Source organism: Nocardia arthritidis, from assembly GCF_011801145.1.
In the GTDB taxonomy this organism is placed as follows: Bacteria; Actinomycetota; Actinomycetes; order Mycobacteriales; family Mycobacteriaceae; genus Nocardia; species Nocardia arthritidis_A.
The window spans coordinates 412666-428279 of record NZ_CP046172.1 but is presented as its reverse complement, the minus strand read 5'-3'; the positions used below and the strand labels follow the sequence as shown (position 1 = coordinate 428279).

Annotated in this window: 16 protein-coding genes; 8 read left to right on the top strand and 8 right to left on the bottom strand. The window is 66.9% G+C overall.

Features of this window, described 5'->3' with window-relative positions:
• Positions 1 to 4 precede the first annotated feature (4 nt).
• The gene (locus tag F5544_RS01985; protein WP_238847043.1) at positions 5 to 1600 is read right to left on the bottom strand and encodes a peptide ABC transporter substrate-binding protein; all 1596 of its coding nucleotides are present in this window, start codon (positions 1598 to 1600) and stop codon (positions 5 to 7) included.
• 402 nt (positions 1601 to 2002) lie between these two features.
• On the opposite strand from F5544_RS01985, the gene acs reads away from it, so the two are divergent.
• From acs to F5544_RS01965, 4 genes are all read left to right on the top strand, one after another.
• The gene (gene acs, locus F5544_RS01980) at positions 2003 to 3952 is read left to right on the top strand and encodes an acetate--CoA ligase (RefSeq protein WP_167471580.1); all 1950 of its coding nucleotides are present in this window, start codon (positions 2003 to 2005) and stop codon (positions 3950 to 3952) included.
• A gap of 202 nt (positions 3953 to 4154) precedes the next feature.
• Positions 4155 to 5381, top strand: a complete 1227-nt coding sequence (gene nhaA / locus F5544_RS01975; RefSeq protein WP_167478917.1) for a Na+/H+ antiporter NhaA — start codon at positions 4155 to 4157, stop codon at positions 5379 to 5381.
• Between the two features lie 95 nt (positions 5382 to 5476).
• Positions 5477 to 5983, top strand: coding sequence for a phage holin family protein (locus F5544_RS01970; protein WP_167471579.1), 507 nt, complete (start codon positions 5477 to 5479; stop codon positions 5981 to 5983).
• A 28-nt stretch (positions 5984 to 6011) separates the two neighbouring features.
• A complete protein-coding gene (locus F5544_RS01965) occupies positions 6012 to 6962 on the top strand; it encodes an alpha/beta fold hydrolase (protein WP_167471578.1) in 951 nt (316 codons plus the stop codon).
• 25 nt (positions 6963 to 6987) lie between these two features.
• Here the strand turns inward: F5544_RS01965 and F5544_RS01960 are convergent, their stop codons facing one another.
• From F5544_RS01960 to nth, 4 genes are read right to left on the bottom strand one after another with little or no spacing between them, the layout of a single operon-like run.
• Complete coding sequence (locus tag F5544_RS01960) at positions 6988 to 8172, bottom strand: MarP family serine protease (RefSeq protein WP_167471577.1); 1185 nt, start codon at positions 8170 to 8172, stop codon at positions 6988 to 6990.
• Positions 8169 to 8888, bottom strand: a complete 720-nt coding sequence (locus tag F5544_RS01955; RefSeq protein WP_167471576.1) for an NUDIX hydrolase — start codon at positions 8886 to 8888, stop codon at positions 8169 to 8171. Before F5544_RS01955 ends, F5544_RS01960 begins: the two co-directional genes overlap by 4 nt.
• A 34-nt stretch (positions 8889 to 8922) precedes the next feature.
• The gene (locus F5544_RS01950; RefSeq protein ID WP_167471575.1) at positions 8923 to 9588 is read right to left on the bottom strand and encodes a TlpA family protein disulfide reductase; all 666 of its coding nucleotides are present in this window, start codon (positions 9586 to 9588) and stop codon (positions 8923 to 8925) included.
• Positions 9585 to 10418 carry an endonuclease III gene (gene nth / locus F5544_RS01945; RefSeq protein ID WP_238847042.1) on the bottom strand — a complete coding sequence of 278 codons (834 nt, stop codon included), beginning with the start codon at positions 10416 to 10418 and terminating at the stop codon, positions 9585 to 9587. Before nth ends, F5544_RS01950 begins: the two co-directional genes overlap by 4 nt.
• A 106-nt stretch (positions 10419 to 10524) precedes the next feature.
• On the opposite strand from nth, the gene F5544_RS01940 reads away from it, so the two are divergent.
• Positions 10525 to 10752: a hypothetical protein gene (locus F5544_RS01940; protein WP_167471573.1), complete on the top strand. Its 228-nt coding sequence runs from the start codon at positions 10525 to 10527 to the stop codon at positions 10750 to 10752.
• Between the two features lie 256 nt (positions 10753 to 11008).
• The gene (locus F5544_RS01935) at positions 11009 to 11683 is read left to right on the top strand and encodes a Crp/Fnr family transcriptional regulator (RefSeq protein WP_011206875.1); all 675 of its coding nucleotides are present in this window, start codon (positions 11009 to 11011) and stop codon (positions 11681 to 11683) included.
• Positions 11684 to 11766: 83 nt separating this feature from the next.
• On the opposite strand, the gene F5544_RS01930 is transcribed toward F5544_RS01935, so the two are convergent.
• The 3 genes from F5544_RS01930 to F5544_RS01920 form a co-directional block, all read right to left on the bottom strand.
• Positions 11767 to 12570 carry an MBL fold metallo-hydrolase gene (locus tag F5544_RS01930; RefSeq protein WP_167471572.1) on the bottom strand — a complete coding sequence of 268 codons (804 nt, stop codon included), beginning with the start codon at positions 12568 to 12570 and terminating at the stop codon, positions 11767 to 11769.
• 118 nt (positions 12571 to 12688) lie between these two features.
• Entirely contained in the window at positions 12689 to 13147 is a 459-nt protein-coding gene (locus tag F5544_RS01925) for a RidA family protein (protein WP_167471571.1), read from the bottom strand.
• A 12-nt stretch (positions 13148 to 13159) separates the two neighbouring features.
• Entirely contained in the window at positions 13160 to 13321 is a 162-nt protein-coding gene (locus F5544_RS01920) for a DUF4177 domain-containing protein (RefSeq protein ID WP_167471570.1), read from the bottom strand.
• A 130-nt stretch (positions 13322 to 13451) separates the two neighbouring features.
• On the opposite strand from F5544_RS01920, the gene F5544_RS01915 reads away from it, so the two are divergent.
• Positions 13452 to 14489, top strand: coding sequence for an ArsA-related P-loop ATPase (locus F5544_RS01915; RefSeq protein WP_174867244.1), 1038 nt, complete (start codon positions 13452 to 13454; stop codon positions 14487 to 14489).
• Positions 14486 to 15613, top strand: a complete 1128-nt coding sequence (locus F5544_RS01910) for an ArsA family ATPase (protein ID WP_167471569.1) — start codon at positions 14486 to 14488, stop codon at positions 15611 to 15613. Before F5544_RS01915 ends, F5544_RS01910 begins: the two co-directional genes overlap by 4 nt.
• Position 15614: the final 1 nt, after the last annotated feature.

The following is a 15614-nucleotide window of genomic DNA, read 5'->3' as shown; positions in this document are numbered from 1 at the left end:
CCCACTACTTCTCGATGTTCTCGAAATCGAACAGACCGCTCCAGGCAAGCGGCGCCTTCTTCACCTTGGTGGACCGACCCGCATCGGCCAGGTAGTCGAGCACCGGAATGTCGGCCATGTTCTGAATCAGCATCTCCTGTGCCTGCGCGACGATCTTCCACGACTCCTGTTCGGTCGGCGCGGCGAGAGCCTTGTTGAGCAGCGCGTCGAACTCGGGATTCTTCCAGTCGACGTTATTGGTCTCGGAGAAGCTGAAATACTGCGAGGTCAGGAACTCCAGCATGGTCGGGTAGTCACCCTGCCAGCCGTAGCGGAAGGCCATGCCGATGGTGCGCGTATTCACCTTGTCCCGAATGATTTTGAAGGTCGGGAACGGGGTGCCGACGGCGTCGATGCCGAGGGTGTTCTTGATGCTGTTGGCCGCGGCCTCGATCCACTCCTGGTGGCCGCCGTCGGAGTTGTAGGCGATCTCGAAGCGGCCCGACCACGGCGAGATGGCATCGGCCTGGGCCCACAGCTTCTTGGCCTCGTCCGGTTTGTAGGTCAGCAGCTCGACACCGGGCAGGTTGTTGTCGAAGCCGGGCAGCGTGCTCGCGGTGAAGTCGCGGGTCGGTTTGCGGCTGCCGTGGAAGATCTTGTCGCACATCTGGTCTCGGTCGATCGCCATCGAGATCGCCTTGCGCCGCAGCACACCCTCCGCACCACCGAAGTGCGGCACGTTCTGCTGAATGCCGAAGTGCTGATTCTGCGCGGTCGGCTTGGTGATCGCGCGGTCGCCGAGATCCTTGCGGTACGTGGCGATCGCGCTGTTCGGGATGGTGTCGAGCGCGTCGAGGTTATCCGCCTGCAGATCCGCGTACGCGGTGTCGAAGGACTGGTACATCACGAAGCGCAGGCCCTTGTTCTTGGCCGGGCGTCCGCCGTGGTAGTCCGGATTGGGTACCACTTCGATCTTGACGTTGTGGTCCCAGGTGGTGATCTTGTACGGGCCGTTGCCGACCGGGTGTTCACCGAACGCCTTCATATCCTTGAACGCCACATCGGGCAGCGGATAGAACGGCGCGTAGCCGAGCGCGGTCACGAAATCGATGGACGGCTGCTTGAGATCGACGGTGAAGGTCTTGTCGTCGACCACCTTCAGACCCGACATCGTCTGCACGGTGGGGTTCTTCGCGTTCACCTCGTCGAAGCCGACGATCGGCTGAAAGACATAGCTCTGCAACTGGGCGTTGGTGCCGAGGGCGCCGTAGTTCCACGCGTTGACGAACGACTTGGCGGTCACCGGGGTGCCGTCGGTGAACTTCCAGTCCGGCTTGATGGTGATCTTGTAGTGCTGCCGGTCACTCGTCTCGATCGACTGCGCCATCTCGTCGTACGACTTGCCATCGGCGTCGTAGTACTTGAGGCCGGCGAAGAGCCGGTCGACCACGCGGCCGCCGTAGTTCTCATTGGTGTTGGTCGGCACCAACGGGTTCTGCGGTTCGCCGCCGTTCACGGTGACCAGATCGGTGCCACCGGAGTCCGACGAGCAGGCGGTCAGTCCAAGGCTGGTAGCCGTTAGGACCGCCACCGCCAGCGCGGCTGCAGTCTTGAATCTCAACGCGTTCTCCCGTTGTCGAGAAAGGGCGAGGAACCGGCGACACACGCTTGAGTTGTGCTCATGGCGCGTCTCGGCACGATCCGCTGTCGAATGCATCGGAGGTTAGCCACCGTTCACCGGTGTTGTCATCGGATTGACCTAGGTTCGTTCCACTTGTTACCGCCACGGCAACATCTATGAAACATGAAAACATCACTGGAAAATAAGTTTTCGGCTGGAATAATGCCACGACGCGCCCGGAATCTGCACAAATGCGCTAGCTGACCGGCCGACTACCGGGGGTTCGCGGGGACGATCGGTGGCAGTCGCGCGTGTCGGCCCACCCGGGGGCGATCCCCATCACACTTGGCTAGTGTCGGGGGTGCCGACAACCCAGGGATACGTGAAAGAAGTGACGAACAGATGACCACCGATGCGACCGCCGACAACCGGGACGTCTACCCGCCGACACCGGAATTCGCCGCCGCGGCCAATGCGGAAGCGGCCGTATACCAACGGGCGGCCGCCGATCGTGATGCGTTCTGGGCGGAGCAGGCGGGCCGGTTGCATTGGCATCAGCCGTGGTCGCGGGTGCTGGACTGGTCCGGGGCGCCGGTGGCGCGGTGGTTCGTCGACGGCAAGCTCAACGTCGCCTACAACTGTGTGGACCGGCACGTGCTCGACGGGCACGGCGATCAGGTCGCCATCCACTGGGAGGGCGAACCCGGCGATTCCCGCGACATCACCTACACCCAACTGCTGGAAGAGGTTTCGCGGGCGGCGAACTACCTGACCGAACTCGGCCTGCACGCCGGTGACCGGGTCGCGATCTACATGCCGATGGTGCCCGAGGCGATCGTGGCGATGCTGGCCTGCGCCCGGCTGGGCTTGACCCATTCGGTGGTCTTCGCCGGGTTCTCCCCCACCGCCCTGCGTCAACGCGTCGACGACGCCCAGGCCCGCCTGGTCATCACCACCGACGGCCAATGGCGACGCGGCACCCCCGCACCACTGAAAGCCGCGGTGGACGAGGCACTTTCGGGCGGCACGCACAGCGTCGAGCATGTGCTCGTGGTGCGGCGCACCGGTATCGAGGTGCCGTGGACCGAGGGCCGCGACGTGTGGTGGCACGACACCGTCGCGCATGCCTCCCCTTCCCATGAGGTGGAAGCCTTCGATGCCGAGCATCCGCTGTTCATTCTCTACACTTCTGGGACCACCGGTAAGCCGAAGGGCATCCTGCACACTTCGGGTGGTTACCTGACCCAGGCCGCTTACACCCATCACTACGTCTTCGATCACAAAGCGGGACAAGATGTTTACTGGTGCACCGCCGATATCGGCTGGGTCACCGGGCACAGCTATATCGTCTACGGACCGCTGGCCAACCGGGTCACCGAGGTGGTCTACGAGGGCACCCCGAACTTCCCCGACGAGCATCGGCACTGGCAGATCATCGAAAAGTACGGTGTCTCAATCTATTACACCGCGCCGACGCTGGTCCGGACATTCATGAAGTGGGGCAGGGAGATTCCCGCCGCGCACGATCTGTCCTCGCTGCGGGTGCTCGGCTCGGTGGGTGAGCCGATCAACCCGGAGGCCTGGCGCTGGTACCGGGAGGTGATCGGCGGCAACCGAACCCCGATCGTGGACACCTGGTGGCAGACCGAGACCGGCGCGATCATGATCTCCCCGCTGCCCGGTGTCACCGCCGCCAAACCCGGCGCGGCGATGACACCGCTGCCCGGCATCTCGGCGCAGGTCGTCGATGAGGAGGGCAAGCCGGTGCAACTCGGCGAGACCGAGGCCAACGGCTACCTGGTGCTCGACCAGCCGTGGCCGTCGATGCTGCGCGGCATCTGGGGCGATATGGACCGCTACCGGTCCACCTACTGGGAGCGCTACGCCGAACAGGGCTGGTATTTCGCCGGTGACGGCGCGCGGCTGGACGCACAGGGCGATCTGTGGGTGCTGGGCCGGGTGGACGACGTGATGAACGTATCCGGCCACCGCATCTCCACCGCCGAGGTCGAATCCGCACTCGTCGGACACACCGGCGTCGCCGAAGCCGCCGTCGTCGGCGCCAGCGACCCCACCACCGGACAGGGCATCGTCGCCTTCGTCATCCTCACCGCCGAAACCACCAACACCGGCACCGCACTCATCGACGAACTCAAAGCACAGGTCTCCCGCGACATCAGCCCCATCGCCAAACCCCGCGAAATCCACATCGTCCCCGAACTCCCCAAAACCCGCAGCGGCAAAATCATGCGCCGCCTGCTGCGCGACGTCGCCGAAGGACGCGAACTCGGCGACACCTCAACCCTGGTGGACCCCAACGTCTTCGAGGCGATCCGGGCCAGTCGCGCCTGATGCGTAGCGCCTGATCGCGGCGCGGCGGCGGCACATGGTAGGGCCGGTGACGGAATTCGTCACCGGCCCTACCCGTTAGAATTGCGTAATAAGTACGTGAGGTGTGCCGGGAAGTCTGGTCGGCGCGCGACCGCAGCTGCCCAACAAACCAACCGGTAGGTGCCGGTCGTGACCATGCCGACCTATCGAAAGGCCGCCCGTGATCACCCAGGTGCGCTCGGAACTATCCCGCTACCTACGCACGGAAACCGTCGGCGGCGCACTACTTCTCATCGCGGCGGCGATCGCACTGCTCTGGGTCAACTCGCCGTGGCGGGACAGCTACGTCACCATGACCGAGACCGTCCTCGCGATACCCCCGCTGCACCTGGAACTGAGCCTGGCCGACTGGACGACAGACGGGCTGCTCGCCATCTTCTTCTTCGTCGCCGGGCTCGAACTCAAACGCGAGCTGGTGGTCGGCGAGCTGGCCGATCCCAAGAGCGCCGCGCTGCCGATCATCGCCGCGGTGGGCGGCGTGCTCACCCCGGCGCTGATCGCGCTCGCCGTCGGCCACGGCACACCCGGTATGGATCGCGGTTGGGCGATACCCGTCGCGACCGATATCGCGTTCGCGCTCGCCGTGCTCGCCATGACCGGATCGCGGATTCCGGCCAGCGCCCGCGTCTTCCTGCTCAGCCTCGCGGTGGTCGACGATCTGCTGGCGATCATCCTGATCGCGGTGCTGTTCACCACCTCGCTCGCGGTGCTGTGGCTGATGGCCGCCGCGGCCTGCTTCGCGCTGTGGGCGCTGGCCCAGCGGCTGCGGATCCGCACACCGCTGGTGTACGTCCCGCTCGCGCTGGTGTCCTGGTATGCGTTGCACGAGGCGGGAATTCACCCGACCCTGGCCGGGGTGATCCTCGGACTGCTCACCCGGGTGCGGCCCGACACCGGCGAGGAGCAGGCGCCGGCGACTCGACTGGAGCATATGTTCCAACCGATTTCGGCCGGTGTGTGCGTTCCGCTGTTCGCGCTGTTCGCGTCCGGAGTTCCGTTGGACGGCAAGGTATTCGGGCAGCTTTTCACCGATCGCCTTGCGCTGTCGATCGTCATCGGACTGCTGGTCGGCAAGACCTGCGGCATCTTCGGGATCAGCTGGGCGGCAATCCGGTTGGGCATCGCGAAGCGTCCCGCCGAGCTCGGCTACCGCGATATGTTCGCGCTGTCGGTGCTCGGCGCCATCGGATTCACCGTTAGCCTGCTCGTGGCGGAACTCGCGCTCAGCGATGTCGGCGACGGTTCGGCCGTGGAGTTGGCGAAGGCCGCTGTGTTGGTGACGTCAATGGCGGCATCACTCGCCGGTTCGGCGCTACTGTTGCGGCGTGGGCGTGCGCACCAGGCCGCCCGCGATGCGGGTCAGCTAGAACGAGAACAGGGCGCGGCGTGATCAGGCAGGCCCGCAGGCGGTAGCTTGGGGCACCGGGACCGCCGCGAATCGGACGGAGCCGAAGCAGTGCCGGGACAGGGAGAAGGGTCGATCAAGTGAGTTTCAACCAGGGCGGTAACGGAAACGACGCCGGGCGCGGCCACACGGTGACCTCCATCCCGCTTTCCGATGCCAACCCGAATGGCTCAGCCAGCTTCGGCAGCCTGGTCCGCGACGCCACCGAACAGATGTCGACCCTGGTGCGCGCCGAGGTCGAACTCGCCAAGGCCGAGGTCACCGCGGAGATAAAGAAGGGCCTGCAGGGCAGCGTCTACTTCATCACCGCGCTCACCATCCTGCTGTTCAGCCTGTTCTTTTTCTTCTTCTTCCTCGCCGAACTGCTCGACGTCTGGCTGTACCGCTGGGCGGCGTTCGGCATCGTCTTCCTGCTGATGCTGGTCGGCGCCGGCCTGTTCGGCTGGCTCGGCTACCTCAAGGTGCGCAAGCTGCGGGCCCCGCAGAAGACCATCGACTCGCTGAAGGAAGCGCGCACGGTGCTGCCGCACGGCCTCGGCGCAGGCGCGCACGAGGAACAGCTTTCGCTCGACAAGCCGGCTTCCTGAGTCACGCGACACGGCAAGGCGGACAATCGTGTCGGTGAACTTCGCTCCCGATCCGTCCAGCGTCCGCTACGACGGCCCGTGGACACATCGAGACGTACATGCGAACGGCATCCGATTCCATGTGGTCGAGGCCGAATCCGGGCTCGGCGAAGCCGAATTGGCGCGGACGCGACTGGTGGTGCTGCTGCACGGCTTCGCCGACTTCTGGTGGTCGTGGCGGCATCAGCTGACCGGACTGGCCGCCGCGGGCTACCGCGCGGTCGCGGTGGATCTGCGCGGCTACGGCGACACGGATAAACCACCGCGCGGCTACGACGGCTGGACGCTGGCCGGCGATATCGCCGGACTCGTTCGGGCACTCGGCCATACCGAGGCCACGCTGATCGGGCACGCCGACGGCGGACTGGTGTGCTGGACCACCGCGGTACTGCATCCGCGCCTGGTGCGCGCCATCGCGCTGGTGAGCTCGCCCCATCCGGCCGCGCTGAAGAGCGCGGTGCTGCGCGACCGCGACCAGCGCCGGGCCTGGCTGCCGAACTTCCTGCGCTATCAGCTGCCCCGCTACCCGGAGCAGCTGCTGACCAAGGGCGACGGCTACGAGGTCGAGCGGCTGCTGCGGCTGCGGGTGAGCCCGGCCTGGTCCGGCACCGCCGAATTCGTCGACACCGCACGGCGAATGCGCTCGGCCATCCAGATCCCCGGCGCGGCCCACTGTGCGCTGGAATATCAGCGGTGGGCCTTCCGCAGCCAGTGGCGGCCGGACGGTCGGCGGTTCATGGCGACCATGCGAGAGCCGATCGATATTCCGGTGCTCGCGCTGCGCGGCGAGACGGATCCGTATCTGCTGCCCGCCACCTTCCGGCGCGGTCATCAGCTCTCGCCGAACCGGCGGATGGCGACCATCGCCGGCGCGGGGCATTTCGCGCATCAGGAAAATCCGGACGAGGTGACCGCGGAACTGGCCAAACTCCTGGCCTGACCATACGGCCGGGCCAGGAGCAGTTTCAGCTCAGCACGCAGGCGCCGGTGTCGACCGGCGCTGTCGAGCCAGGCGCCGCGTCGATCTGCTTCTGCACCTCGTTGAGCGTGAGCACATAGCCCGTTTCCTCGTCGGTTACCGCGGCACCGAAGACGACGCCGAGCACTCGGCCCTCGGTATCCACCAGCGGCCCACCGGAATTGCCCGCCCGCACCAGGCCGCGGATGGTGTAGACCTCGCGCTCGACTGTGCCGTTCCGATAGATGTTCGGCCCGGTCAGCGGGATGACGTCCCGGATGCGGGAGGGGCTGGCGGTGTACTGGCCGCCGCCCGGATAGCCGAGCACGATCGCGCTGTCACCGGCGCGCGCGTGATCGCCCAGCGGGATCACCGGGGCCGTAAGCCCCGGAATGGCAAGCACCGCAACGTCGGTCGACGGGTCGAACAATACGACGGTCGCCTGCAGCTGACGCCCGGGGATGTCCACCTTGAGCTGTGTGGTCCCCGCGACGACGTGTGCGTTGGTCATCACCCGCTCCGGCGCGATGACGAAGCCGGAACCCTCCAGCGCGCGTTGGCAACTCGGTGCGACACCATGGATGCGCACCACGCTGCGCTGCAACTGCAGGGGCACCGGGCTGTCCTTCAGCGCCGGATCCGGCGGTGCGGCATCCGCTATCGGGGCGTGGCCGAACGGCGCGATGACCTCCGGCAGGCCGGAGGTGTTGAGCAGCTTGGAGAATTCGTTCGGAACATGCCGCAGCCAATTCGGCGCGACATCGTTGACGTCGGCGAGCACCTTCGACCCGTTGATCGCCGACGCGATCGACGGCTGCGCGGAGGAGGCCAGCGGCAACGCGAGCAGCCACGCCGCGACCAGCACCGCGACGCCCTGCAGCAGCGCGCCGAGCACGCTGTCGACGGCGCGGGTGAACGGATGTCGCAACCCGCCGCGGGCGGCCCGGCCGAGCACCATACCCGCGATCTCGCCGACCACCACCAGCGCGACGATCAGCAGGAATCCGATGAAGACGCGGCCCTTGTCCACGTGGATGAGGATGTGCGGTGCGATCAGGATGCCCGCCACCGCGCCGAGGACGACGCCGAGGAAGGACAGCGCGGAGGCGACGGCGCCGTGCCGCCAGCCGGTGGAGGCGAAGATCAGGGCGACCACGACGACACCGATGTCGAGCCAGGCCGAATTGCTCATAATGTCATCCCAACCGCGGCCAGCGCGGATTCCAGGTCACGAACGTCGGCGCGGTCCCAATCTTGTTCCCAGCCAGCGGTTTTGGCGATGCCGGCCAGTATGCCACCGGTGAGGCCCCACACCAGCATGCCGTCCACCTGGAACGCCGGGCTCTGGTAGCCCATGCTGCCGCGCACCATGAATCTGTTTGCCGGATCGAGCAATTCGGTGAGCGGCACGCGAACCACTCGTTCGGTCTCGCTCTGGTCGACCACGCGCACCTCGCTCGGGGTGCGCCAGTAGGCGACCACCGGGGTCACATCGAACCGGGATGGCGGCACGAACAATTTCGGTAGCACCGCAAGGGGTTCGACGCCGTCGCGGAGCAGCCCGGTCTCCTCCCACGCCTCGCGCAGGGCGGTGTCGATCGGACCGGTATCGCCCGGATCCACCGCGCCGCCCGGGAACGCGACCTGGCCGCGGTGCTGGCGCAGCGACGAAGCCCGTTGCGTCAGTAGGACATCCGCGTCGGCGGGTAGTCCACCGGGGCCGCTCGGGTCGCCGTTCGCCGCGCCGCCGAAGAGCACGAGCACCGCCGCCTGCCGCGGCGTTCCGGTGATGGTCACCGCCCTGCGCAGGGCTCGGGCCAGCGAGAGCGTGTCGTTCGGGTCGGCTTCCGGTGATTCGACGGCAGCCCGCAGCCACACCGGAATATCCTGTGGCACAGGGATTGTCATGCGGTCACCTCCATTGCCGAACGATCCGCCGTCATCATGCCGCCACCCCTAGGTCGTTGGCGACGGTGGCCGCGATGTCGTCGACCCCGGTGAAGGGCCGAACCACGGTTCGGGCGACGGATCCGTCCGGCCGCAGCAGCACGGTGACCGGCAGCACGTTCGGCGCACCGATGGCGGCGCGCACCTTCCCCCCGGGATCCTCGACCCCGGGAAAATGAACCTGCGCACGGCCTTTGGCGCTCAGGTCACCGTTCAGGTCGGTGAGCATGGCGAGCGCCTTCGCCGCATCGGGATCCGAATGCACGGTCAGCACCGTCACCGCGCCGCCCGCGCGTTGCGCGTACGCGGCGAGATCCGGCAACTCCCCCCGACACGGCGCGCACCAGTAGGCCCACAGGTTCAGCAACGCCGGTTTGCCGGCCAGGGCGGCGGCCAGCGGGACCGGCCGGCCGTCGGCCAGGCAGTCGAGCGTGATACCGGCCAGCGGGCCGCCCCCGGTGACGCCGGGCGCGGGTTCCGGGCATCGCGCCAATTGCGCCGCGGCGCGGTCGGATTCGTCGATTCGCGGGGCGGGCACCGGGGCGACCGCTCCGGTAGCGGCGGTGTCGCGGGAAGCCCGCGGCCACACCGCGACAGCGAGCGCGACAACGGCGATCAACACCGCCAGCGTCCACCGCCACGCCACCGGAAAATCTTTCACCGGCTCACCAGCTCGAGCAGATGCTCCGCCTCGGGACCCTTGATCAATTTGGCGGCGACATCCGGATCGGTCGGCCCGGCGCCGTACGACGGACAGTCGGCGGCGAGCAGGCAGGCGCCACAGGCCGGCTTGCGGGCATGGCAAACCCGGCGCCCGTGGAAAATCACCCGATGGGACAGCATCGTCCATTCCTTGCGCTCGATGAGCTCACCGATGGCGTGTTCGACCTTCACCGGGTCTTCCTCGGCGGTCCACTGCCAGCGGCGCACCAGGCGACCGAAATGGGTGTCGACCGTGATTCCCGGCACCCCGAAGGCATTGCCGAGGATGACGTTGGCAGTCTTGCGGCCGATGCCGGGCAGCTTCACCAATTCGTCGAGGGTGTGAGGCAATTCACCGTCGTGCCGTTCCAGCAGCGCCTGACCGAGCCCGATGAGCGCGCTGGCCTTGTTGCGGAAAAAGCCGGTCGGCCTGATGTATTCCTCCAGCTCGGCGCGGTTCGCCTCGGCATATGCACGGGCATCACGATATTTCGCGAACAGCGCGGGCGTGGTGAGATTCACGCGTTCATCCGTGCATTGGGCGGAAAGGATTGTCGCGACGGCCAATTCGAGCGGGGTGGTGAAATCCAGCTCACAGTGGGCATCCGGGAACTCTTCGGTCATCGACCGGTACATCCGACGCGCCCGGCGGACCAGACCCAACCGCGTTTCGGCCTGTCGCGCCCGCGTTTTCCGCTTGCGCGGCACCGGCGCGGCGGACTGCGCATCGGTCGCCTCGGCGGCGGGCAAAGAGCCGGTCAAGGCGTCTGTGGAGGGGGAGACACGCACGCGTCCACCATACGGAACCATGGCCCGGCGTTGCCCTCCCAGTTCCGCTGCCGTGTTCCATCTGAGACCTAGACCGTGTTTACTGCTCGACATGCAAGGACTCGCTGTGGTGCTCTTCCCAGTGTTGTTGATGCTGTTCGCACTGGGTATGGAGCGGGTCGAGAATCGGCTCCGCAAACTTCTCGAACCCGACGAAGAGGTTCAGCAGTACCTGGACAAGGCAAGCAACGCAGAGGTGAAAGAACTGACCAAGCTCGGATTGCCCGCAGCGGTCGCCAGGATGCGACGGCGCCGGGCCCGGGCCGAGGAGCTCGATGTAGCTCGCGCCAGCTGATTCCGCGACGCGCCCGTCCAGCCCGGGAAACAACCCCTGGGAAACGTCGCGAATCAGATACACAAGTTGCGGGGCAGGTAAGCACGCAGGGCCCGTAAGCGCCGCAAAGCAGACGCTGCTAGGGTTTACCGCTGCGCCACGCAATCCACTCTTTACGTGGTGTCTGTCACTATGCGATCACTATGCCGCGTAGACTGCACTGTCGGCCGAGTCGCTTCGGCCCAGGACAGAGCCATATCCCATAAGGAGCACATTCGTGGACGAGGCCCTCGCCAGAGCAGGCATCTTCCAAGGCGTCGAGCCCACCGCGGTGGCGGCTCTCGCCAAACAGCTGCAGCCCGTGGATTTCCCGCGCGGGCATGTCATCTTCAACGAGGGTGAGCCCGGCGACCGGCTGTACATCATCACCTCGGGCAAGGTGAAGATCGGTCGGCGCTCCCCCGACGGCCGGGAGAACCTGCTGACCATCATGGGTCCCTCGGACATGTTCGGTGAGCTGTCGATCTTCGATCCCGGCCCGCGCACCTCCACCGCGACCACGGTCACCGAGGTGCGTGCGGTCACGATGGATCGCGACGCGCTCAAGTCGTGGATCGACCAGCGGCCCGAGATCGCCGAGCAATTGCTCCGCGTCCTCGCCCGGAGGCTGCGCCGGACCAACAACAACCTGGCCGACCTGATCTTCACCGACGTCCCCGGCCGGGTCGCCAAGGCATTGCTGCAGCTCGCGCAGCGCTTCGGCACGCAGGAGGCGGGCGCGCTGCGCGTCACCCACGACCTCACCCAGGAGGAGATCGCCCAGCTGGTCGGCGCCTCCCGCGAAACCGTGAACAAGGCGCTCGCCGATTTCGCGCATCGCGGTTGGCTGCGGCTGGAGGGCAAGAGCGTGCTGATCTCCGATTCCGAGCGCCTGGCTCGTCGCGCCCGGTAAGCAACGCCGAAGCTGTCCTGAACACAGAGCAACCCGCTGGGCTCGCGCCGCTCCATTGAGCCCGGCGGGTTTTCGTGTGCCGGTCAGTTCCGCGCCGCGCGCTCCTGCCGCAGATACTCCAGCTGCGCCTGCACCGAACTGCGCGCCGCGAGCCACAGCCGCTTGTCCACATCGGCATAGACCTTGCGGACCACCGCCATCGCGCTCGCGTCCTCGCCGAGTACCGCCAGTGCGTCACGCACCTGCTGCAACCGTTCCTGCCGGTGCGCGATGTAGTACCGGGCGACCGGCCCGAGGTCGGGATGGTCCGGACCGTGCGCGGGCAGCAGCGCCTTGCCCTCGCCCACCGCGAGCAGCCGATCGAGCGAGTTCAGGTAGTCGGCCAGGGTGCCGTCGCTGGAATCGAGCACCGTGGTGCCGAAACCGAGGATGGTGTCACCGGTGAGCACGGCGTCGTCGAGGACGAAGCTCACCGAATCGGCCGTGTGGCCCGGGGTGTGCACCGCGGTGATGCGCAGGCCCGCCGCCTCGATCACCTCGTCGTCGGTCAGCGGGGCGGCCGAATCACGCAGGAATTCCGCGGTTTTCGCGCGAACCGGGGTGCCGGTCAGCTTGACCAGCCGATCGATACCGCCGGTGTGGTCGCCGTGCCGGTGCGTGATCAGGGTGAGCGCGATATTGCCGCCGGTGACCCTGGCGATGTTCTCGATGTGCGCCTTGTCCTTCGGACCCGGATCGATGACCACATGATCCGAACTGTCCGGCGCGCGCAGGATCCAGGTGTTGGTGCCCTCCAGGGTCATCTGGCCCGGGTTCTCGGCGAGCAGCACCGACGCCGTCGGGGTTACCTGCCGCAGTTGGCCGTACGCGGGATGTTCCAGTGCCATGCCATCGTCCTGTTGTCGAAGATCTGAATGTGCCAACCATCCACCGCGATCCCGACGGCTGACAACCGTTTACCTCGAGCGATTCGCGGCCCGGCGGACCGGGCCGCGAACGCCGGACTCAGCGCACCTCGGCGATGAGCTCCACCTCGACCGGGGTGTTGCGCGGCAGCTCCGCGACACCGACGGCGGACCTGGCGTGCACGCCGTCCTCGCCGAAGACCTCACCCAGGAATTCGGACGCGCCGTTGATCACGATCGGCTGATTGTTGAAACCCGGTGCGGAGGCCACGAATCCGACCACCTTCACGATCCGCACCACTGCGTCGAGCCCGACCAGGTCGTGCACGGCGGCCAGCGCGTTGAGCGCGCAGATGCGGGCGGCCTCCTTCGCCTGCTCCGGCGAGACCTCGGCGCCGACCTTGCCGGTGACGGTCAGCTGACCGTCGACGAACGGCAGCTGGCCGGAGGTGTAGACGTACGAGCCGGTGCGCACCGCGGGTGCGTACGCGCCCGCGGGCGCGGCCACCGGCGGGATCGTCACACCGAGTCGTTCTAGATTGCTCTTCCATTCGGTCATCGAAATCGCCTCCTACTTGGCGCGCTTGAGGTAGGCGACATGCTGTTCGCCGGTCGGACCGGGCAGCACGGTCACCAACTCCCAGCCATCGCCGCCCCACTGGTCCAGGATCTGCTTGGTCGCATGCGTCAGCAGCGGAACGGTCGCGTACTCCCACTGGGTCACATCACTCATGGAGTGGAGCGTAGTTGTCGCGGATTCCACCGACCGATTGACCAGCAGATCCTCACTGTCTGGTACACACGACCTGCGAGAACCCCTATCCCTCGGGCACGATCCCAGAACGAGTTATAGGCTCGCGGACGTGGGAGCACCAACAGCAGAGCCGGTTTCGGCGGAACCCGGCTTGGAGACCGGGTGGCCGCAACGCGCGGAAAAGGCCCGCCTGCACTATGTTTCGGGCAAGGGGGGCACCGGTAAGTCGACGGTCGCCGCGGCGCTCGCGCTGGCGCTGGCCGCGGGCGGGCGCCGGGTGCTGCTGGTCGAGGTGGAGAGCAGGCAGTCGATTGCCCAGCTGTTCGACCTGCCGCCGCTGCCGCCCACCGAGACCCGGATCGCCACCGCCGACGGCGGCGGTGAGGTGGTCGCGCTGGCGCTCGATATCGAGCACGCCTTCCTCGAATACCTCGATATGTTCTACAACCTCGGCTTCGCGGGCCGGGCGATGCGCCGGATGGGCGCCATCGAATTCGTCACCACCATCGCGCCCGGCCTGCGCGACGTCATCCTGACCGGCAAGGTCAAGGAGTGCGCGGTACGCACCGACAAGGCGGGCAAGCTCGTCTACGACGAAATCGTCGTCGACGCACCGCCGACCGGACGCATCGCCAGCTTCCTCGATGTCACCAAGGCCATGGCCGAGGTGGCCAAGGGCGGCCCGATCGCCGCTCAGGCCGAAGGGGTTTCGACGCTGCTGCACTCGGATAAGACGATGATCCACCTGGTCACGCTGCTGGAGGCGCTGCCGGTGCAGGAAACCGCCGACGCCGTCGCCGAATTGGCCGCCGCCGATCTGCGCATCGGCACGGTGATCGTCAACCGGGCCGGTGAGGGATATCTCCCACCGGCGGTGCGCAATCGCGCCGCCAATGGTGACATTGATCGCGAAGCCATTCGCGCCGGACTGGCCGAGGCGGGAATCACATTGCCGGACAACGAATTCGAGGGTTTGATCACCGAAGCCGTCGAACATTCCGCCACCCTGCGGGCCCAGGACGAGAGCGCGGCGGAGCTGGCCAAGGTCGATGTGGCGCGGATGTATCTGCCCGCACTGCCGGACGGAATGGATCTCGGCGGGCTGTACGAGCTGGCCGAACATCTGAGCAAGCAGGGAGTACGATGAGCGGCCCCATTCCGATAACGGCTGCCCCGCTGGACATTTCGAAGATCATCGCCGACCGTTCCGCGCGGGTGATCGTGTGCTGCGGTTCGGGCGGCGTCGGCAAGACGACCACCGCGGCGGCCATCGCCCTGCGCGCCGCGGAGATGGGCCGCAAGGTGGTGGTGCTCACCATCGACCCGGCACGGCGACTGGCCCAGTCACTCGGCGTCGCGGATCTCGGAAATACGCCGCAGCGGGTGGCGCTCGGGCCGGAGGCCAAGGGTGAGCTGTTCGCGATGATGCTCAATATGCGCCGCACCTTCGACGATATGGTGCTCGAGCACACCAGCCCGGAGAAGGCGGAGCAGATCTTCGCCAACCCCTTTTATCAAACTGTCGCATCCTCCTTCGGCGGCACGCAGGAGTACATGGCGATGGAGAAGCTGGGTCAGCTCGCGGCGCGCAAGGAGTGGGACCTGATCGTGGTCGACACCCCGCCGTCGCGCAATGCGCTCGACTTCCTCGACGCGCCGAAGCGGCTCGGAAACTTCTTGAACGGCAGGATGATCCGGGTCATCATGGCGCCGGGCCGCGGCGTCACCCGGTTGGTCACCGGCGCGATGAGCCTTGCGGTGCGCGGTGTGTCCACCATCGTCGGGGGGCAGATGCTCAAGGACGCGTCGAACTTCCTGCAGTCGCTCGATTCACTGTTCGGCGGATTCCAGGACCGGGCCGACCGGACCTACGCGATGCTGTCCAAACCGGGCACCCACTTCCTGGTGGTCGCCGCGCCGGAACCGGACGCGCTACGTGAGGCGTCATTCTTCGTCGACCGGCTCTCCACCGAACGCATGCCGCTGGCCGGGCTGGTGCTGAACCGGACCCACCCGGCGCTGTGCCCGCTGTCGACGGATCGCGCGCTGACCGGGTCCGACCAACTGGCGGAGACGAATCCGCTCACCGCCGCGGTGCTTCAGGTGCACGCCCATCGGATGGCCACCGCCAAACGGGAACAGCATCTGCTGCACCGGTTCACCGGTGCGCATCCGCGGGTGCCGCTGGTGGCGGTGACCGCGCTGCCGTTCGAGGTCTCCGATCTCACGGCGCTGCGTGCGGTGGGCGATCAGCTCACCGCTGCCGGCTAGA